The sequence below is a fragment of the Streptomyces sp. NPDC058683 genome (genome assembly GCF_042716195.1).
In the GTDB taxonomy this organism is placed as follows: domain Bacteria; phylum Actinomycetota; class Actinomycetes; order Streptomycetales; family Streptomycetaceae; genus Streptomyces.
In genome coordinates, this window is record NZ_JBHXSK010000016.1 from 166028 (window position 1) to 186948 (window position 20921).

A 20921-nucleotide genomic window follows, 5' to 3' on the forward strand; every position below is an offset into this window, starting at 1 on the left:
CTCCAGAGGGGGGTGGGGTGACAGGCCTCGGTTCACTGGGCGCGCTCCGTGCGGGCACCGGCCGCCGGGTCCGCCAGCGTCGCCTTGATGGTCTCGGCCACCGTGTGCACATGAGGTGCCGCGACGATGCCGTAGTGGTCGGTGGGCAGGAACCGCCGTACGGCGGAGGGGGGCAGACAGGCACTCCACTGCCGGTCCGTCTCCTGCGGGTCGCCGGGTGCGGGCATACCCGCCGTGGGCTGTCCGGCCAGCCACAGGAACGTGGGGACGAAGGCGAGCGGCCGCACCCGGTGCTCGCCCAGGCTGCGCAGGTTCGCCCGGCAGCAGCGGGCCAGCCTCTCCGCGTATGCCTGCGCGTGTTCCGCCGACATCGACGAGACTCCGGTGCCGAGTTCGGCGGCGAACACCTTCTCGAGATGGCTCTCGTCGTAGGCGGCGACCAGCGCGTCCGCCTGCGGCAGCGGCGGGTCCAGCAGGTAGAGCGCCTCCAACGGCCGCCCGGCCGACTCCGCCAGGCCGGCCATCTCCATGGCCACCCGGGCGCCGTAGGACCACCCGGCCAGGTGGAGCCGGTGCTTGGAGCCGCCGAAGCGGTCACGAAGTTGTGTGTCGTAATGCCGGGCGCGTTCGGCCAGTGACCACGCGGGCGTCGTGGCGTCGCGGAGTGCCGGATCGGCGATGAGGCACACGGTCGGTGCCGGCCCGAGCGCCGCCACCAGGGACCGGTAGGCCTGGATGTCTCCGCCCACGGGGTGCACCAGGCACAGGACGGCCGAGCCGGTTCCCTCCTGCCAGATGTCGAGGACGACCCCGGCGGCGATGTTCCTGGCCACGCCGGCGGTGGGCTCGGCGGAGGTGAGGGCCGCCTCGACGTGTTTGAGGATCTCGGTGAGACTGACCCGGTGGCTGAAGGAGGCCAGGTCGAACTCGACCCCGTAGTCCTCCTCGATGGTGGCGATCACGCTGATCAGGGTCAGCGAGTCGGCGCCGAGGTCGTACAGGGAGTCGTCCGGGTCCAGTTCGTCCACGCCCAGCAGGTCCTGGATCACACGGGTCATGGCGCCCGCCCGTTCCCCGGCACCGTCCGGTTCCGGGGCACCCGCCTCGCCGTCCGTGCGGTGCGCCGGCCTCGACCGCGGGGTGGGCGGTTCCGCCGGGTCGCCGGCGGAGGGGGCGTAGAACGCGCGGGAGACATCGATGTCGGTGGTGGAGACGAGAAGCTGCGGCAGCTGCAGGGTCAGAGCTCGGGCGAAGACCGCCTTGCCTTCCTCGACGGTCAGACCGACCGCCAGGTGTGCCTGATGGCGGCTGTCCGTGTCCAGGACCCGGGTCGCCATTCCGGTCTCGCTCCAGATGTCCCAGTCGATGCCGATCCGGACGGTCGTCTCCGCCTCGTGGGCGCGGTGGTGGGCGAAGCCGTCGAGGAGGCTCGCGCCGGCCGCGTAGTCGCTCTGGCCGACGCCGCCGAGCAGGGCGGACATCGAGGAGCAGTAGACCGCGATCTCCGGACGGAAGGTCTCGATGAGGTGCTCCACGACGAGTGCGCCCCGCTCCCGGGCCGCGGCGGCGTCGCGCATCGCCGTGGCGTCGCGTCGGACGAGCAGCCCCCCGAATCCCAGGCCGGCCGCGTGGATCACGCCGTCCAGCCGCGCTGTGTGTTCCGCGACGGCCGCCGCCACTTCGGCGACGGACATCGCCGCCAGATCCGCGGGAACGAGGCCGACGCGGTCGGCCCAGCGGGTCAGTTCCGCGGGCAGCCGCGGATTCCTCGACAGCAGCAGGACCCGGCCGCCGGTGTGCTCCAGCAGCCAGGCTGCGATGGCGCTGCCTATGCCGCCCGTGCCGCCCAGTACCAGGTGGACCGTGTCCGCACCGGCCGGTACGAGGGACTGCGCGCCGGACGGTACGAGGGGCTCCGTGCCGGACGGCGCCGGCACGGGCGTGGTGCCCGGTCGCCACCAGTAGCCCTGCCGCAGCGCGAGCTGCCGGGGCAGCGCCGGGCCGCCGGGAGGCCCGGCCCGGCGTGCTCCGGCGACGACCGAGGCCACGTGTCCGGCCCAGCGGGTGAGGTCGCCGTCGGGGAGGTCCAGCCAGTGGCCGTCCAGGGCGGCCTCCTGGGGAGCGACCTCGACCGGCCCGGCGAGGAGCGCCAGTTCGGGCCTGTCCACCGTCCCGGCCACGGGCCGCGCGCCGTATGACAGCCACCACACGCGCGGTGAGCCGGTCCGCCCGGACAGTGCCCGGGCCAGGGCCGCCGTGGTGTCCAGGCAGGCGTGGCGGGCGTGTTCCAGCGAGCCGGGGCCGACCGGCCCCGTCACGTCCAAGGGCAACGCGTGTACCCACTCCGCGTCGGCCAGGGCGTCGTCGGGACCGGCCCCGGACAGCGCGTCGAACAGCAGGCGCAGGGACGCCGGGTCGGCCGGGTCGGCGTCGAAGACGTCGGGTCCCCTGCGGACGAAGGCGCCGGCCGGGTGCACCCGTACCACGCGTGACGCCACGGCCTCGAACGGCGCGAACGCTGCCTTCGGCGTGTTCTCGGAGGCGACGACGACCACGACGGACGCGCGGCCGGCCGGTGCGGCGGTGCCCGCGACGGCGGCGCGGCGCAGCCGGACCCAGTGCGGCTGGTGCAGCCAGTCGGCCTGGGGCAGCCGCCGGGGTTGCGCGGCCGGGGCCTTGAGCGTGCGGTCGAAGTCGTACTCCGCGAGCGCGAAGTTCGGGGGCGGGAAGTCCCAGGGCACCGGGGCGGGGCCCTGCCGCCAGTCGACGGGTCTTCCGGCGGTCCAGTCCTCTGCGAGGTCGTGGGCCGTACGGCCGACGGCGGAGACCGGCGCGGCGTCCGGGTCCGCGGTACCGTGCGGGACCTCTCCCGCGGCCACCGCACGCAGCCAGTGCTCGGCGGCGGCGGCGTCCGCGACGGGTGCCGCGATCCGCAGGCGCCGGGCCGCACGTCCGCTCTGCAGATGGCGCAGCACGGAGTCGTAGAGCTCGGGCCGCAGTCGGAGGTAGTCGGCGATCCGGGCGGCGTCGGCGGCGAGCGCGTCCGCGCTGGAGGCGGAGAGCACCAGGCACTTGGGTACGACGCCGGTCGCGGCGGTCCCGGTCCCGGTGTCCTGTTCCACGATGACGTGGGCGTTGGTGCCGCCGATCCCGAAGCTGCTCACCGCGGCCACCCGTTCGCGTCCCCCGGGCCACGGCGTGGCCCGGGCCGGAACGTGGAAGGGGGTGGGGTCGGGGCCGATCTCCGGGTTGAAGGCGCGGAAGTTGATGTGGGGCGGGACGCTCCCGTGGTGCACGGCGAGGACCGCGCGCACGAGACCCACCACACCGGCGGCCGCGCCCATGTGACCGAGCTGGCTCTTCACGGAGCCGAGCGCGCAGCGGCCGGACTCGCTCACGTCGAACGCCTGGCGGAGCGCGGCCACTTCGATCGGGTCGCCCAGCCGGGTACCGGTTCCGTGCGCCTCCACGTAGCCGACGTCGGCACCCGTGCGTCCGGCGCGGGCCAGCGCGGTCCGGATCACCTCGCGCTGCCCGGCCAGGGACGGCGCGGTGTAACTCATCTTCGCCGCGCCGTCGTTGTTGATCGCGGAGCCGGTGACGAGTGCGTAGACGGTGTCGCCGTCGCGCCGTGCCTGCCGCAGCGGTTTGAGGACCACGACGCCGACGCCGCTGGCGCCGACCGTCCCGGTCGCGTCGTCGCTGAAGGGGCGGCAGTCGCCGTCCGCGGAGAAGATGTGCTGCGGGCGGTAGCGGTAGCCGCCGGTCAGCCCGGGGTCGACGAGCACTCCCCCGGCGAGCATCACCTCCGCCTCGCCCTGCCGGAGCAGGCCGGCCGCGAGGTGCACGGCGACCAGGGAACTGGAGCACGCCGTCTGCGCGCTGAAGGCGGGACCGGTCAGCCCGAGGTGGTAGGCCACCTTGGTGGCCAGGAAGTCCTTCTCGTGGTGCAGGGCGAGCTCGAAGCCGTCGGGCAGCCGGCCGGGGTCCGCCTCGCGCAACAGGGACTGGAAGTAGGTGTTCTCCCCCGCACCGGCCACCAGGCCCACTCGCACGGCCGACGTGTCCGCGACTCCGGCGTGTGCCAGCGCCTGCACACAGGCCATCAGCAGATGACGCTGCTGGGGGTCCATCAGGCGTGCTTCTTGGGGGCTGATGCCGAAGTGGCCCGGATCGAAGTCGAACATCCCGTCGAGCGTGCTGTGCGCGCCGATGACACCCTCCGGGGCGTCGATACGGCGGATACCGGTGCCGCCGGAGACCACCAGGTCCCAGAAGGCCGCCAGGTCCGGGGCGCCGGGCACCCGCACCGCCATGCCGACGACCGCGATCGGTTCGCCGGGCTCCGGGGCCCCACCGTCTTTCCCGGCCGGCGCGGCAGGTGTCCGGGGGCCGGGGAGGTGGTCGGCGGCGAGGTGGCGGGCCAGGGAGCGGACCGTGACGTGCTCGAACAGGTCCGCGACGCCGAAGCGTAAACCGAGTTCCGTGGTGCAGTGCAGATGGAAGCGCATGAGGGTGAGGCTGGAGGCACCCGCCGCGAAGAAGGTCTGGTCCGGTTCGATCGTCGCCCCGGTGACCTCCTCGAAGGCCGCGGTGAGCCGCTCCTCCTCGGCCGACAGCCCGGTGCGGGCGCGGACCGAACGGCGTATCTCCTCGCCCGGTGCCCGGAGCACCGCCTGCCGGTCCAGCTTGCCGCTCGGGGTGCGCGGCAGCGTCCGCAGTCTCCGGAAGCGGTCCACACGGACGTAGGAGGGCAGCGACGCGGACAGATGCGCGCTCAGGTCGTCGGCGGACGGGGACTCGCCACGGACCTCCAGACAGGCCGTCAGCCGGTCGCCGTCCCGCGCGACCACGGCGTTGACCACCGCCGGATGGCGCAGCAGGGCCGCTTCGACGGAGCCGAGTTCCAGCCGGTGCCCGCTCACCTTGATCTGCTGGTCGTCGCGGCCCGCGTAGTGCAGCAGGCCCTCGCTGTCGAACCACGCCCGGTCGCCACTGCGGTAGAACAGGCCCGCACCGGGCACCTCGACGAAGCGGGCGTCGTCGAGAGCGGGTTCGTCGAGGTAGCAGCGAGTGGCCATGGTGCCGCCGATCAGCAGCTCGCCGGTACACCCGGCCGGAACCGGATCGCCCTGAGCGTCCACCACGCGCAGGTCGGCGCCGGCCACCGGGCGTCCGATGGCGGGCCGCTCGGGCCACTGACCCGGGTCGCCCTCCAGGCACAGGGCGCTGACCACGTGTGTCTCGGTCGGCCCGTAGTGGTTGAACAGGCGGGCGCCGGGCAGTCCGGCGAACCAGCGGCGGATGGTGTCGGTGCACACCAACTGCTCGCCCGCGGTGACCACCTCGCGCAGCCGGGAGGGGAACCGGCCCAGCCGGACCGCGTACTCGGCGAGCAGTTGCAGGGCCACGTAGGGCATGAAGATCCGCTCGGTGCCCGCGGACTCCAGGCGCTCCAGCAGCGCGGGGACGTCCTGGCGCCACTCGGGACGTACGAGTTGCAGGCTGCCGCCGGTGCACAGCGTCCCGAAGATCTCCTGGAAGGAGACGTCGAAGGCCAGCATCGAGAACTGCTGGGTGGCCGCCGGGGCGGTCAGGCCGCCGGGACCGGACTGCCACCGGATCAGGTCGCACAGCGTGCGGTCGTAGATCTGGACGCCCTTGGGGACGCCGGTGGATCCGGAGGTGAACAGGGTGTACAGCGGCCGGGCGCCGTCGTGCGTGCGGCCGTCGTACGGCGCGCCCGCGCCGTCACCTTCCCGCGGCGCCGGGTCCGCCAGGGCGACGAGGTGGGACACCACGCCGTCCGGGAGCAGCGTCTCCAGCGCCGCCGTGCCGTCGGGCGTGACCAGGACGCACAGCGGGTCGACCCGCTCCAGGACGCGGCGCAGGACTTCGACCGGGTAGGAGGGGTCGAGGGGGACGGCGGTGACGTTCAGCAGCGCCAGTGCCAGCAGGGCCACCACGTGCTCGGCGGACGGGCTCAGGTACAGGGCCGCCCGGCAGGGGCTGCCGTCGGCCGGGATCGGGTAGCGGTCGGCCAGTTCCGCGGCGAGGCTCGCGGCTCGGGCGTCGAGCGCCGCGTAGCTCAGGGTGCTCCCGTCGGCCGTGATCACGGCCGGGGCGTCCGGGGTGCGGGCGACCTGCCGTGCGAAGCCCTCGGCGATCGTGGTGAAGCCCGGTTCCGGGGCGGGTCCGCGCCCGTGCTGCGGAAGGGACTTGCGGTAGGGCGCGACCAGCTCCCGCGTGGTGGAGCGGCCACCGGCCGCGAGCGCGTCCACGCCCCGCCGGAACAGCTCGGCCATCGCCTCGACGGCCTCGCCGGTGAACCGGTCCTCGGCGTACTCCCACAGCAGGTCGAGTCCGTCGGGATGCTCGACCACGGAGACCGTCATCGGGCACTTGGCCTCCGGCGCGGCCCACCACAGGGGGCGCTGGACGCAGCCGGGCAGCCGCAGCGCCCCGAAGTCGGTGTTCTCCAGGACGAACAGGAGATCGAACGGGGTGTCGTCGCCGACGGCCGCCCAGCCGGTCAGGACGTCCGTGAGCGCCACGTCCTGGCGTCGCAGCACCTGCCCGGTGCTGGTCCTCGCGCGGGCGAGGTGCGAGCGCAGGTCCTCACCGAGCACCACGGCCACGGGCAGCAGCACGGTGTTCGCCATCATGCCCACGCTGTTCTCGAACTCGCGTACCGGGCGGTTGGCGACCGGGGCGGCGATGCGCGGGCGGACCAGGCCGGTCACGCCGTACAGGCTCCAGGAGAACACGCACAGCAGCACCTGGAAGCGGGTCAGTCCGAACTCGGCGCAGAGCTGGTCCACCTGGGCCCGGCGTACCACGTCGAGCGAGGTGTGCAGCAGTCGCGCCCGCGGTGCCGGATCCGCGTCCTGGGCGGGCAGTGGTTCCTGGGGCTCCTCCAAGCCCTCGTAATACGCCAGGAGTTCGTCGCGCTGTGCCCGGTAGGCCGCACTCGCGAACCAGCCGGTCTGCCAGGCGGCGAAGTCCAGTGGGTTCGGAGCCGGGGCCGTGTTCCGGCCGGTTTCGGCGTCGGCTTCGGCATTGGCATTGGCATTGGCTTCGACATTGGCCTCGGCCTCGGCTCTGGCCTCGATGGTCTCGGCGTAGTCGGCGGACAGGTCCCGCAGGAGGATGCTCAGCGACCAGCCGTCGACGGCGATGTGGTGCAGGTGCAGCAGAAGCGTGCCGCCGCCGGCACGGGGCAGCCAGCAGGCCCGGAGCATCCGGGGGACGGCGAGGTCGAAGGGCTCGGCGAAGAAGGCGCCGGCGAAACGTTGCGCTTCTTCCTCGTCCCATGCCTGCTCTCTGCCCGGCTCGTGCCAGGGATCGTACGGTTCACCGACTGTCTGCCGGAGTCCCTGCTGCCCGAGGACGAAGCCTGTCCGCAGTGCCGCATGGCGTGCCACCAGGGTCCGCAGCGCCCGCTGGAGGACAGCGGTGTCGACGGGCCCGTCGACACGGAAGGCCTGGTTGACGGAGTACGCCCGGGAGCCCGGCGCCCGGCGCTGCAGGAGCCACAGCCGCTGCTGCTCGCTCGTGGCGGGCGCCGATCGGGCACCGGCGACGACCGGTGCCGGACAGGCGCTTTCCCCGCCGGGGCCGACCGTGGTGACGGCCTGGGCGATTGCGGCCAGGTCGCCGTGGAGGACGGCCGCCTGTGTCAGGTCGCGGCCCCACCGCTGCCGGACGGCGAAGCAGAACCGCAGGGCCTTCAACGAGTCGCCGCCGGCGGCGATCCACCGGTCACCGAGCCCGAGGCCGGTGGTGCCCAGGATCTCCTCGGCCAGCTCGATGACCTCGCGCTCCGTCTGAGTCGGGGCGGGTGCGTCGGAGGGGGTCGGCCGCCAGGGCCGGTCGGCCTGTCCCAACAGCGCGGCCTGGTCGACCTTGCCGTTGGCGTTGAGCGGCAGCTCCGCCACGAGATGGATCTGGTGCGGACGCATGTAGGCGGGCAGGTGAGCCGCGAGGTGACTGTCGAACTCCTCGTAGGACAGCTCCTGTTGCAGGACGACGAACGCCAGCAGTTCGTTCGGCCCCTCCTCGCCGGCGCGGCGTGTGCACACGTGGGCCCGCCGGACCGCCGGGTGGGCGAGAACGTGCCGTTCCACCTCGCCGGGCTCGATCCGGAAGCCACGGACCTTGACCTGGCGGTCGGTTCGTCCGACGTACTCCACCCGGTCCTCGTCGTCGGCCCGTACGAGGTCACCGGTGCGGTAGTACCGCTCCTTGCCGCCGTCGAACCAGGCGAGCCGCACGAAGCGCCGCTCGGTCTCCTCGGGGAGGTTGCGGTACCCGGCCGCGAGTCCGGCGCCGTTCAGCAGGAGTTCGGCGACCTCACCGGGCGCGGCGACCCTCTCCTGGCCCGGCACGACCAGGACGGCACCGGTCCCCGGCAGGGGCCGGCCGATCGGCACCACGTCACCGTCGAAGTCCCGCGGGACCGGATGGCACAGGGCGAAGGTGCTGGACTCCGTCGGCCCGTAGATGTTGAACAGCCGGGTGCCGCTGTCGGCGTTGTCCCGGTACCAGCGGCGCATCACCCGGGGGTTGAGCTGCTCACCGCCCACGAGCACCTCGCCGGCCGCGGCGAAGCAGTCCGGTACGGCCGTGACCGTCGCGTTGAACAGCGCGGTGGTGATGAAGACGGTGTCCACGCGCTCGCGCCGCAGTGCCGCGGCGAGCCGCTCGGGGCTCTGCACGTCCCCGTCGCGCAGGACCACGCAGCAACCACCGGTCAGCAGGGGTGCCCAGACCTCGAAGTTCAGCGCGTCGAACGCCGGATTCGCCATGCAGGCATAGCGCAGGCCGGGCTCGACACGGATGTAGCCGGGTCGTGCGAGCCGCACGACTCCGGCGTCGCGGACCTCGACGCCCTTGGGCCGGCCTGTTGTTCCGGACGTGTAGAAGAGGAAGGACACCTCGCCGGCGGCGGCCGGCGCCTGCACGGCGGGCGCGGCGGACGGGAGTTCGGGCAGCAGAGTGTCCACGGCTATCGCCTTGATGCCGTGCGGTAGCTCGGTGGCGCTCCCGGGGGCGGCGTACACCAGGGCGGCCGCTGCGGAATCCCGCAGGATGAAGAGGCGGCGTTCGGCGGGGCTCTGGGTGTCCAGCGGCACCACTTGGGCGCCCAGCCGCAGAATGCCCAGCATGACGCAGACCAGCCGCCATGAGCGCGGCAGCGCCACTGCCACGGCCTGCCCGGCGGTCACGCCCTGGTGGCCCAGGGCCTGGGCCACGGCGGCGGCCGCGGCGTTCAGCGTCGCGTAGTCGAGCCGTACGTCGCCGTCGGCGACCGCGTCAGCCTGTGGGGAGCGCAGGGCCTGGCGGTGTATCGCGAGGGCGAGCCCGACCGGATCGCTCAGGTCCTCGGCCATGTCGGTGGGGGAAGGTTCGACGCGCGGTTTCATCATGCCTCCGACGTGCCGGAAAGTGTCGTGCGCTCCGTCCCGGTGCCACCCGGGGCGGTTGCAGGCCGGCCCAGTTCGGCGGCGAGGACGGCGGCGACGCGTGGCAGTTCGTCGCTCTCCAACATGTCCCAGTGACCGCAGGCCACCGGTTCGACCACGAAGGGACCGCTGACGCGGCGCCGCCAGAACGCGCGCAGGCGGGCGGCCGCGTTCTCGCCGTCCTCGTCCTCCACGGCCGTCGCCTGCATCAGCACGACACGGGCGGGCGATTCGGGTACGGCGTAGTCGCGCGCCGTCTCGCGGTGGTGGTTGTAGACGGTCAGGTACCGGGCCACCTGGTCGTCGTCGATGCCCGGGTACATGCCGTTGAAGCGCACCAGCTTCTCCCGGAACTCCTCCATCCCGACCGGCGCGATCGCGGCACGCTGCCCCGCGTCCTCCGCGCCATGGGTGTCCAGCAGGACCACGCTCACCCGCTCGTGTCCGGCCGCCACCAGGCGGCGGCCCATCTCGTACGCGATCAGGCCGCCGTAGGAGAGCCCGCACAGCACCAGTGCCTCGTCCGGGCGGGGACCGACGAGCCGCAGGTACTCCTGGGCCATCGCCTCGACACCGGGCAGGGTGGCCTCGCCGGGGTTGATGCCGGGCGCCTGAAGTCCCACCACGCCGACGTCGTCGGGCAGTTCCGTGGACAGCGGCAGATAGCAGAACGCGGTGCCACCGGCGGGGTGCACGCACACCACGCGCTGTCCGCCGCTGCCGGCGCGGAACTCCACCAGGCTGCTGGGCCCGGCGGACGGCGAAGCCTCGGCGCCGTTGCCGCGCACCCGCTCGGCGAGCGCCTCGATGGTGGGGTGCAGCAGGACGTCCCGGACCGGCAGCGTCACGCCGAGTTGCTCCTGGACGGCGGACGCCATCTTGATCGCCGAGATCGACGTGCCGCCGAGCTCGAAGAAGTTGTCGCCGATTCCGATGTCCGGGTGCAGCAGCACCTGCCGCCAGATCCGGTACAGCGCCATCTCGACGTGGTCGCGGGGCGCGGCCGTGTTGACCCGCTCCGAGCGGGCTCCCGCCACGGCGCGCAGCACTGCCGTCCGGTCCACCTTGCCGCTGCGGTTCAACGGCAGCCGCGGGAACTCGGCCACCACGACGGGGATCATGTAGTCCGGCAGGCGGTCGCTGAGAGCCGCGCGCCACTCGTACGCCGTCCGCGTGGCTTCGGCGTCACATCCCACGCCGGCGACCAGGTGGGGGCCGCCCGGTGTGTCGCGGTCGGCCAGCACCACGGCCTCCCGCACGCCGGGTACCGCCAGCAGCGCTGCCTCGACCTCGCCGGGTTCGATGCGGAAGCCGCGCAGCTTGAGCTGGTCGTCCTGGCGGCCGACGTACTCGGCGTTGCCGTCCGGCAGCCAGCGCGCCAGGTCGCCGGTGCGGTAGACGCGTTCGCCGGGCAGGAACGGGTCGGGCAGGAAACGCTCGTCGGTGAGGTCGGACCGGTTCAGATATCCGCGGGCCAGGCTCGCTCCGCCGAGGTAGACCTCACCGGGAACGCCCACCGGTACCGGGCGCATGCGGTCGTCGAGCAGGTACAGGCGTGTGCCGCGCAGCGGGCGCCCGATGGGGCACGACCGCTCGTACGGCTGGGGGTCGGTGTAGGCGGTGGCGTAGAGCGTCGCCTCGGTCGGGCCGTAGCCGAAGCAGATGCGCAGGCCTGGCAGCAGCTCGCGCATGCGGTGCAGGGCGCTCTCGGGCAGGGACTCCACTCCGGTGAGGAGCTGACGCAGGCTCAGCCCGGCCAGGCGGGTGGCCGGATCCTCGTCGATCCACAGGACGTAGGACGGCGGCAGGAACGCCTGGGTGACCTTGCGTTCGCGCAGCCAGCCCAGCAGCGCTCCCGGGTCGCCCCGAAGTCCGTCGGGGACCATGTGGAGCACCGCCCCGGTGGTCAACGGCATGAGGAGTTCGTGGACCGACGCGTCGAAGCCGATGCTCGACCAGGCCGATGACGCCTCGCCGGGGGCGTCTCCCATGAGTTCACGCCAGTGGTCGAAGAGATTGACGACGCTGGCGTGCGTCACCGCCACTCCCTTGGGGCGGCCGGTCGATCCCGAGGTGTAGATGACGTAGGCGAGCCGGGTGGGGTCCGCGTCGATGCCCGGTGTTTCGTCGTGCGTTCCCTCGGCCTCGACCTTCGCCAGGTTCTCCCACAGCCGCCGGTCGTCGCCCGCGGTGTCCGCCTGGTCGGTCAGCACGAGTACCGGTGCGGCGTCGCTCACCATGGCGGTGAGCCGTTCCGAGGGCTGTCCGGGGTCGAGGGGCAGGTAGGCGGCCCCGGCCTTGAGGATGCCGAGCACACCGACGACGAGTTCGGCCGTGCGTCCGGCGTGCAGGCCCACCACACGGTCGGGCCCGGCACCGCGGGCGATCAGCGCGTCGGCGAGCCGGTTGGCCCGGCGGTCCAGCGTGGCGTAGTCCAGTTCCGCGTCATCGGCCACCACGGCGGGCTGCCGCGGCCGTTCGCGCACCTGCGCCGCGAACCGCTCCAGCAGGCCCGGTGTCGGTACGGCCGCGGCGGGCCCGGCGCTGAAGGAGGCGAGGAGTTCGCGCTGTTCGTCCTCGTCCAGCAACGTCAGGTCGGCGATCTCGGCCTGAGGCCGTTCGGTCATCAGGCGCAGCACGCGGAGGAACTGACGTATGTACCGTTCGACGGTCGCCCGGTCGAAGAGCGCCGCCGCGTAGTCGATCTCCCCGGTGAGGTGCCGGCCCTCGTCGGCCAGGGCCAGGACCAGGTCGAACTTCGCGGGGACGTGGGCGGCGTCCTGTCGTAACTCGACCTTCAGGTGCGGGAGTTCGAGCTCCTTACGCATGGAGGGGACCCAGGCGAACATGGTCTGGAACAGTGCCGTGTAGGCAGGGCTCCGCGGCGGGTTGACCACTTCCACGACCCGCTCGAAGGGCAGGTCCACGTGGGTGAGGGCGTCGCGGATCCGCTGGTTCACCCGCTTCATGACGTCGCTGACGCTGGGCGAGCCGGAGAGGTCCGCGCGCAGGGCGAGGGTGTTGACGAAGAAGCCGATCAGGCCCTCGACGTCCCCGCGACGGCGGTTCGACGTAGGGGCGCCGACCACGATGTCGTCCTGCCCGGAGAGCAGGGACAGCAGCACCGACCAGCCGGTCAGAACGGTCGCGTACAGGGAGACATCGTTGTCTGCGGCGAGGTCGCGCAGGGCCTGCGTCAGGTCCTCGTCCACGGTGACGGGCGACCGGTCGCCATGGAAGGCCTGCTCGGGCGGGCGAGGCCGGTCGGTGGGCACGGAGAGCACGGCCGGGGCGTCGGCCAGCGCGGCGGTCCAGTAGTCGGCGTGCGCGGCAGGCTCCTCCCCCGACATCCAGTCCCACTGCCAGCGGGTGTAGTCGCTGTACTGCCACGTCAGTTCCGGCAGCGACGCGTCCTGCCCCTGCTGGAGCGCGGCGTACACCAGACCCAGTTCGCGCAGCAGCAGGGAGCGGGACCAGCCGTCGAAGATGATGTGATGGGCCGTCAGAAGCAGTACGTGGTGGTCGGGTTCGAGCGCCACCAGGCAGCCGCGCACCATGGGCTCCGCGCCCAGGCGGAACGGGGTGCCTTCCACCTCCTGCCGGGTCCGTGCGAACCGCTCGGCCGCGTCGGGCAGTCCCGTGAGGTCCTCGAAGGTCACCGGAAAACCGGTCTCCGGCGGATCGACGACCTGGAGTGCCGACCCGCCGGAGGGCACCAGTCGGGTGCGCAGGGCCTCGTGCCGGGCCGCGAGCAGGTGCAGCGTCCGGATGAGCAGGTCCCGGTCCAGCGGCCCCCGGATGTCGAAGGGCATCGGCTCGTTGTAGGCGGCGCTGGCGTCTCCGTCCATGCGCGCCATGACCCACAGCCGCTCCTGCGCCAGCGACAGGGGCACGGGAGAGGTTTCCTTGTCCGAGTGATGGGTGATGGTGATTCGTGGGGAAGACACGGATTACCCTTCACGAGAAGAGAACGCGGCGGAAATCGGATCCCGCGTTCCCGAAGGATCAATGGTTCACGCACATCGCGTGCGAGTATGCCCGGCATGGCCAATTTCGAGCGGTTCAGCCCGACGTCTGGAATGCGCACTTCGAGGGCAATGTGCCCACTAGAGGCCCTTCGATGGGACCGCAACAGGGCGATCCGCGATCCGGCGTGGTCAATTCTCTTGCGGAGCCGATGCACGAACAGCACGGCGGGCCACACCGGGCCTCGGACCGATATCCTCACGGGTTCAGCGGCGCTTCGCGCAATCTCCTGAGTGTCGCCTTTCCTTTGCCAGAACTCCATGAAATTGCGTCAGATGCATACGGAGGAGTGGTTGAGGAAGTGTCCGTTTTCCGGCCACCCCTGCGGTGGCTCATTTCCGCCGATATTAAATGGTTACCGATTAGGTGGTCAACAGTGACCCACGCCACACTCTTTCGGTGACAGGACATCCTGACCGGTCGGTGGACGACATTAAAGGCCTGCCCGAAAACAGCCCGACCGCAATGCGCTATTGACAAAAAATTTGGGTATACTCAGCGCCCGAACAGGCGTCAGCCCTCGGTTTCGCAAACGTTTGTGCAGGAGTGCGGCTTTTCGCTGTCCGTCTGACGGACGTGAGGCTCTGCAGACCTCTATGGTGCGGCGTATCCGGACACGGAAGGCCATCGCAGGGTCAGCACCACGGAGTCGTCCTCGGCGGTCCAGGAGTGATCCACTCCCTGGCCCCAGACGACGTAGTCGCCTTGTTCCTCCAGCAGCACGCTACGACCGGGGAACTCCACTCGGAAGCGGCCCGAGACGAGAACCAGGAGAGCCGTCCGCAGCTCGCCCTTCACCCACTGAACTCGTTGCTCACCACGTGGGTGGACACCCCACTTGACCTCGACGGCGTCGCTGTGGCGAGGATCGCCGGGCTCCTTGAAGTGCCCGAGCAGCCATCCCCGGTCCACCGTCGCGTCCTTGCCCGCATTGCCCACGTACACGCCGTCTTCCATGCGCCCGAACGCTAGCAGTCGGCCACTGCGCCGGTCGCAGCGCGATCAGCACTTCTGAACAGGGCGATGTCCATGCTCATGCCGAAGCCCCGGCCGGATTCACCTCGCCCCGACCGAGGCTTCTTCCCGCCGAGGCGGCCTCGCTTACCGGAGCGCTTCGACCAGCAGGCTCGCGGCCACCTCCGCCCCGTCGGTACGGATCCGGCCTCCCAGTGCCTGTGCCCGCGCCCGGGTCTCGGGTGACAGGGCCGTCTTGAACGCGACGCCCAGGGATTCGACGGTCGGAGGCGGACCGTCGAGTGCCGCACCGATGTCCAGGTCCGCCACCCGGCCGGCCCAGTACGGGTTGTCCGACAGCTGGAGAGGTATCACCACCTGTGGCGTGCCCGCCCGTGCGGCCGTCAACGTCGTTCCCGCGCCGCCGTGGTGCACCACGGCGGCCACCCTGCCGAACAGACGCTGGTGGTTGGCCTCGCCGACGGCGAAGCAGTCGTCCCGCTCGTCGGCCAGATCCAGGTCCGCCCAGCCACGGGACACCAGCACGCGGTGCCCCTGTGCGCGGATCGCCTCGACGGCCATGCGGCCGATGTCCGGCGACGGGCGCATGCTGCCGAAGCCCACGTAGACCGGCGGCGCGCCCGCGTCGAGGAACGTCACCAAGTCGGCCGGCAGCGGGCGTTCGTCCGCCAGGTTCCATGCACCTGTCTGTACGACGTCGAGGCCCGGAGTCTCCCGCCACGGCCCAAGGACCGGGTCCGCCGCCAGCCACGGCCGGTCGGTGAGGACGTGGTCGCGGACGTTGTCCACCGGTGGCAGACCGATCGCCGCCCGGTGGCCGTTGAGCGCCTCGCTGAACTGCGCGTTCACGTTGTGGGCGTCCAGCGCCCACAGGGTCCGGTTGTCGTTCTCCTCCGGCTCCGGCCAGCCCGGCCGTGGTGGTGGCGCGTGGTGCGGCGACGGCAGGTGGACCGCCGCATAGCTTGCGTACACGTAGCGGATGCCCGCGGCCTCGGCCACAGACCGCGCGGCAACCTGCGCCAGGCCGGCCGCCACCAGCGCGTCACATCCGTCGACCGCCGCGGGGAACGCGTCGAACTGTGCCCCGACCATCTCCGTCCGGTACCGGGACAGATCCGCCGCCGACGGCAGTGTCGTCCCGCGCATCAACTCCCGCACCGGTGGCCCGACCGGCACCAGTTGCACCCCGATACCCGCAAGCCGCTCGGCGAACTCCTCGTCCGGCGGCGCGCACATCCGCACCCCCACGCCGAGCGCCCGCAACCGCACCGCGAGTGCCACCAGCGGTTCGACATCGCCACGCGTCCCGTATGTGGACAACAGCACCCGCATTCCGCATCCTCCTTCGTCGTGCCTTCCATGCGTTTCAGCCCGTTTCCGCCCAGGCTTCGAGCGCTGCCCATTAACGCGGCACGTCGGTCGTCACGGGTATGCGGGAGCAGTGTAGGTCGCGTGGTGCTGAACACGGCGGTGGGTCAACTGGTCCATTCAGGCGCGCATTTATGTCTCTGAGGGCAGCGGCGAGGGTCCGTCGGGTCACGTCGCGGACGGTCTGGTCGATCAACGCCGCGTTTCTCGCATAGGGGCCGTCCTCAGTGACTACCGTGAGCGCCAGCGTGCCTCGGGGGCGGACGGTGCGGCGTCGGCCCGCTTCGGGTTGCCCGGGCCCGGAGAGATGCGCAAGGTCCCGGATCGTCCACACCACCGGAGAGCTACTCGATGCATAGTTCGTCCGTGCCCGTCCCTGATGTTTCGGTCATCTTGCCCTGCGCTGGATTCGGAACACGTTTCGGGGCGTCCTACCCGAAGGAACTGCACTGTCTGGCTCCTGGGGTCACCGTGCTGGACCGCAGTCTGGAATCCGTTGTCGAACTGGCCAAAAGCGGACTCAACGTGCGTCTGGTCGTCGTGTTCGGGACGCACAAGCTGGACACGGTGAGCTATCTCGCGCGCTACGCCGAGACCTTTCACATGGTCTTCGTCTTACAGGACGAGTCGTTCGGAGCAGGCCTCGACGGAGCGATCCGGTCCGCCCTGCCGATGACGCACGGGCCGGTGGCCCTTGTCCTTCCTGACATCGTTGTTACGGGCTCGGACACGGCCGGCAAGCTCCTTGCCGCATTGCGGCACACAGAGGGGACGGGTTGGAGCGTGGTGGCCACCGAAGAGCGGGATCCCGACACGCTGCGGCAGATGGGCGCGCTGGAGGTGGCCGAGGCGGGCGGCGTCCTGACCGTGGGGGCGGCTGCCGACAAGCCGACGGACCCTTCGGGCTTCAACGCGTTCTGGGGCATGGTGGCAGTCAGCGAGGGCGCGGCGCACCGACTGCCCGACGTCGTGGCGAAGGGGACGGCCAGCCCTCTGGCCGGTGCGGTCGCCGTCATGGTGGACGGAATCGTCAACTACAACACCCCCTCGGGCTGACGGCGGCCGGTGTCGCCACGGCGACCGCGAGATCCTGGCCGCGATCGTGCTCGTAGCCACATCGGACGGCATGTGGATTCAACTGCCGCCCGGTTTCGGGCCGTCCGGTGTGACCACCTGCCGCCGATTCACCAAGTGGTCGCAAGTCCGGGTGCGGGCCAAGCTGCACCGCCTGGTCCTGGACGAACCGGACGCCTGCGGCGAGCCGAGCCGGTTGCGGTGCGCGATCGGCTCGGTCAGCATCCGCGCCCTCAATGAGGGAGATCGAGGGGACCGAACCCGACCGACCGCGGCAAGAACGGATCGCCCCTGGCCCAGGGCATACCCCCGATCCGCTCTCGCCACGGACCCGCGCAGCCGTACGCCGCCCTGGGGTGGGCGGCGTACAGGTGGGCACCGGTCGGGTGGGCACCGGTCGGGTGATGATCAACCGCACGTCACGGTGACCGGCGCGTGCGGGCTCCGCGGCGGCAGTGTGACGGTCAGGGTGCGGGTCGTGCTGTCGAAGTGGTAGGCGTGGGGGGAGAGTCGGGCTCCTTGCACTCGGACGGTGGTCGGGGCGGTGACGCCGAGGAGGGAGACGGTCCACTGCCGGTTTCTGACCTGGCCGTGGAAGGTCCCGGTCGCGGGGGCGATCGTCAGCGTGCGCCGGGCGTTGTTCTCCCGGTACCGGATCTTCGTGATGGCGCTGTGGCCGGGGCCCGTGCCGGTTCCGTCGTCCTCGTAGAGGGAGTAGGAGCCGGAGGCGCCCGCGGCGACGGTGAGCGTGACCTTGGTCAGCGGGGCCTTGTCGTTGCCGGTGACGTTGTTCGTGCGGGTCGGGACGACTGCGCCGGCTCTGACGAACACCGGCATGCTGTCGAGGCCGGTGGCGATGTTCTGGGTGGTGCCGCCGGCGTAGGTCTGCCCGGTGAAGTAGTCGGTCCACTGGCTGCCGGGCGGGAACCACACCGAGGTCGTCGCCGTGGCACCGGGCGTCGTGACGGGGGCGACGAGCATGTCGGGGCCGTAGAAGTACTCGCTGCCCGAAGTGGCGTACGCCTGCGGCTCGTCGGGGTATTCGAGGTACATCGGGCGGGTGACGGGGACGCCGGTGGTATTGGCCTGCCGTGCGAGTGAGTAGGTGTAGGGCACCAGGTTCTCGCGCAGGTTGAGGAACTTGTCCGCGGAGGCGCGGGCCGCGGTGCCGTACTGCCAGGGCAGCCGGTCGCTGTGGTTGCTGTGCAGCCGGTCGATGGGCTGGAAGGTGCCGAGCTGGACCCAGCGCGCGTACATGTCGTCGGGGAGTCTGTGCGTGGTGTGGGTCGTGCCGTCGGCGGTGTAGGTCTCTGAACCGGTCAGGTTCGTGGTGTCGTTGTGGCCGCCGATGTCGTGGCTGATCGCCGACAGGCCGGTGGCGGCCGCTTCGCCCGGCGTGTAGCCGACCTCCGCCTTCAGGGTGCCCCAGGTGGAGGAGGTGTCGCCGGTGAAGTGGACGGTGGTGCGCTTGTCGGCCCACGGCCCGGTGGGCAGCCCCTGCTGGCCGCTGTAACCGCCCGCCTGGAGGGAGCCGTAGGCGCGGGAGACGACGAATCCGCGGCCGACGGTCTTGTCGGCGTCGGTGGCGTACTGCTGGTTGATCCACGCGTCGGGAGTGACGCCGGGCAGCGAGGACTGGGAGTTGTCGCAGCACCAGTCCGGCCACCAGAAGTCGTTGCCCTGCTGGTCCATGGTCTGATGCAGGTCCATGTACGCCTTGAGCTGGTCGGGGTCGCCCCAGTCGAAGGTGTAGCAGTCCCCCGGGCCGCTGCTCGCGGCGGGAGCGCAACCGCCCTTGTGCAGCTTGCCCTTGGCGGTGGCCTGGGCCCGGGCGAACTGCGGGTCGCCGCTGAGGATGCTCGGATGGGTGTTGAGGGTGTTGTGCAGACCCTGGGCGGCGGCCCAGTCGAAGAACCCCTTCGGATCGGGGAACTTGGACGTGTCGATCTCCCAACCGCTCCAGGTGTTGGGCGACTTGAAGTCCGTGTCGGTCACCAGGACGTCCAGGGGCACGCCCTCGGCGCGGAAGGCGGGCAGGATCGTGTTCTCGTAGTCGGCGGCGGTGCGGTCGATGTACTCCGAGTACCAGACGCCGTAGGCCCATTGGGGAAGCAGTTGGGGCGGACCGGTGAGAGTGGCCAGGTCGGTGAGGGCCCGCTTGTAGTCGTGGCCGTAGCCGAAGACGTAGCCGTCCTGGTACGGCGCGCCGCCGTGGGAAGGGCGTTGGGTGACCTGGTGGGTACCGGTGTCGTAGAGGGCCGAGGTCGTGTCGTCGAGCAGGTACCAGCCGTCCTTGTACAGCAGGCCGGGCGTGGTGGCCGGGGTGCCGTTGTCGCCGTTGACTCCGTCGAGGCTGCGGCGGTAGCCGCCGAGCGCCAGGTGCGGTTGCGGGGGCGGTGAGTTCGCCGCGGTGACGGAGACCGTGTCCAGGTTGACGTGGCAGCTCGCGGTGTCCGGGCAGCCGACGGAGATGTCGTCGGCCCCGGCCTTGAGGGTGACGGGGACCGAGGCGGTCTTCCAGGTGTCCCAGTCGCCGGTGACGGGCAGCGACAGGGTCTGCGTGGTGCCCCCGGCGGACACCGTCGCCGTACGAGTCCGGTAGAGGCCGTCACCGCCGGTGGCGTTGGCGTAGCGCACCTGCAACGCGTAGGTGCCGTCCGCCGGTACGCCGACCACGTGGGCCGACATGCCTGCCCCTTGGTTCAGTTCCCCGACGAAGCCACTGCCGGAGTAGCCGGCGTGGTCGGTGGCCGTGGTCGCCGAGCCCGAGATGCGGTCGGCCTCGGCCTCGCAGTTCACGCCGAACCCGCAGGACGTGATCGCGGTGGTGGACGTCGGCGGAAAACCGCCGCCCTGGTTCACCAGGGCAACGCTGTCGATGTTGACGTCCCCGGAGTCCACGGCGGTCCTCGCCAGGGTGATGGTGTGGTGGCCGGCGCCGAGTTGCACCGCGCTGCTCGCCAGGCCCCAGGTGTCCCAGTTCGCGGTGGCGGGCAGGCTCACCGACCGGTTCGCTCCGCCGTCCACCGACAACGTGAGGGTGCGCGTCGTGTTCTGGCCGTCGCCGCCGAGGGAGTTGGCGTAGCGGGTGTCGAACCGGTAGGTCCCCGACGTGGCGACGTCGACGTCGGCCGACAGGGAGTTGCCCGTCCCCTCGAAGCCGGCCAGGAATCCGGAGCCGGTGTAACCGGTGTGGTCCGAGGCGACACCGACCCCGCCGTGGGACAGCTGCTCGGCCTCGCACAGGGCGCCCAAGGCACACGTGAGCCGATGCCACGGCGTGGCACTGACCGGTGACCCGCCGGCCGACAGCCGCACGGAGAGGTTCTGGGCGTCGAAGGGCCCGGAACCCTCCTGATATCGAAGGGTGAGCGCGCTCGTGCTGATGGTCAGCCAGCCGTCGGACGTACTGGAGGTGTAGGAGGTCGGCGCGAACGCGGTGCGGCCGACCGCGTTGAACGTCGCGCTGTCGGTGAACTTCCCGTCCTGCGCGTACTCCGTACGGATCAGGGTCGGGGACAGGACCTGGAAACGGGCGTTGCCGGACGTCACCGACGCAATACGGTGGCCCTTCGGCACGTCCGCCGACGCCTCTCCGGCACCGGTCACGATCATGGCCGCCAGACTGCTGGCGAGGGCGACGACCGTGACATGTCTTCGCAGGAAGCGCGTCGCGCGTAACGCTGGTCTTCTTCTCATGGGCAGCTCCGTCCTGAAGCGGGCCGGTGGGGCCCGTGGTGAAGGTGTGCCGGTCCCTGTTCGCGCCTGGGGAATGTGCCGCCGTCCGACATCGTTGTCAAGCCCCGCCGCCGATGCCCGTCGGCTCTTCTTGGAGGGGCCCCCTCGCCCGGTGCACGTCCGGCAGACGGGTGCGCTCTGTGCGGTTCAGTCAGGACGAGGACCTTCGCCGTCGTGTCCGGCACCGTCTCGAAGCGCAGAGGCCGTCCGCCTTCGTAGCCCCGCGCTGTCTGGCGCCGATGTTCTGTCCGCCTGGCGCCCTGGTTCAAGCCTGTG

At 71.4% G+C, this 20921-nt stretch carries 6 protein-coding genes and 1 pseudogene; 2 read left to right on the top strand and 5 right to left on the bottom strand.

All coding sequences use genetic code 11. The features are described from left to right. Window positions 1-32: 32 nt before the first annotated feature. From ACFWXC_RS19655 to ACFWXC_RS19670, 4 genes are all read right to left on the bottom strand, one after another. The gene (locus tag ACFWXC_RS19655; RefSeq protein WP_384480371.1) at window positions 33-9425 is read right to left on the bottom strand and encodes an amino acid adenylation domain-containing protein; all 9393 of its coding nucleotides are present in this window, start codon (window positions 9423-9425) and stop codon (window positions 33-35) included. Beyond that, a complete protein-coding gene (locus ACFWXC_RS19660; RefSeq protein WP_384480301.1) occupies window positions 9425-13357 on the bottom strand; it encodes an amino acid adenylation domain-containing protein in 3933 nt (1310 codons plus the stop codon). The genes ACFWXC_RS19655 and ACFWXC_RS19660 overlap by 1 nt, the downstream gene beginning before the upstream one ends. Before the next feature lie 727 nt (window positions 13358-14084). Then, window positions 14085-14447, bottom strand: a complete 363-nt coding sequence (locus ACFWXC_RS19665) for a signal peptidase I (RefSeq protein WP_384480303.1) — start codon at window positions 14445-14447, stop codon at window positions 14085-14087. Window positions 14448-14591: 144 nt separating this feature from the next. Further along, the gene (locus tag ACFWXC_RS19670; protein WP_384480305.1) at window positions 14592-15797 is read right to left on the bottom strand and encodes a glycosyltransferase; all 1206 of its coding nucleotides are present in this window, start codon (window positions 15795-15797) and stop codon (window positions 14592-14594) included. Between the two features lie 507 nt (window positions 15798-16304). Here ACFWXC_RS19670 and ACFWXC_RS19675 point away from each other — a divergent pair. Together ACFWXC_RS19675 and ACFWXC_RS19680 are read left to right on the top strand one after the other, a co-directional pair. Beyond that, complete coding sequence (locus tag ACFWXC_RS19675) at window positions 16305-16889, top strand: hypothetical protein (protein WP_384480307.1); 585 nt, start codon at window positions 16305-16307, stop codon at window positions 16887-16889. Next, a pseudogene (locus ACFWXC_RS19680) lies at window positions 16834-17240 on the top strand (transposase); the annotation flags it as partial. The gene ACFWXC_RS19675 and the pseudogene ACFWXC_RS19680, both read left to right, overlap by 56 nt. A gap of 75 nt (window positions 17241-17315) precedes the next feature. On the opposite strand, the gene ACFWXC_RS19685 reads toward ACFWXC_RS19680, so the two are convergent. Further along, window positions 17316-20522, bottom strand: coding sequence for a TIM-barrel domain-containing protein (locus tag ACFWXC_RS19685; RefSeq protein ID WP_384480373.1), 3207 nt, complete (start codon window positions 20520-20522; stop codon window positions 17316-17318). Between the last annotated feature and the right edge of the window lie 399 nt (window positions 20523-20921).

Coding starts and splice junctions, on each gene's coding strand:
- ACFWXC_RS19655 (WP_384480371.1), bottom strand. CDS start 9,425: ATGAAACCGCGCGTCGAACCTTCCCCCACCGACATGGCCGAGGACCTG.
- ACFWXC_RS19665 (WP_384480303.1), bottom strand. CDS start 14,447: ATGGAAGACGGCGTGTACGTGGGCAATGCGGGCAAGGACGCGACGGTG.
- ACFWXC_RS19670 (WP_384480305.1), bottom strand. CDS start 15,797: ATGCGGGTGCTGTTGTCCACATACGGGACGCGTGGCGATGTCGAACCG.
- ACFWXC_RS19685 (WP_384480373.1), bottom strand. CDS start 20,522: ATGATCGTGACCGGTGCCGGAGAGGCGTCGGCGGACGTGCCGAAGGGC.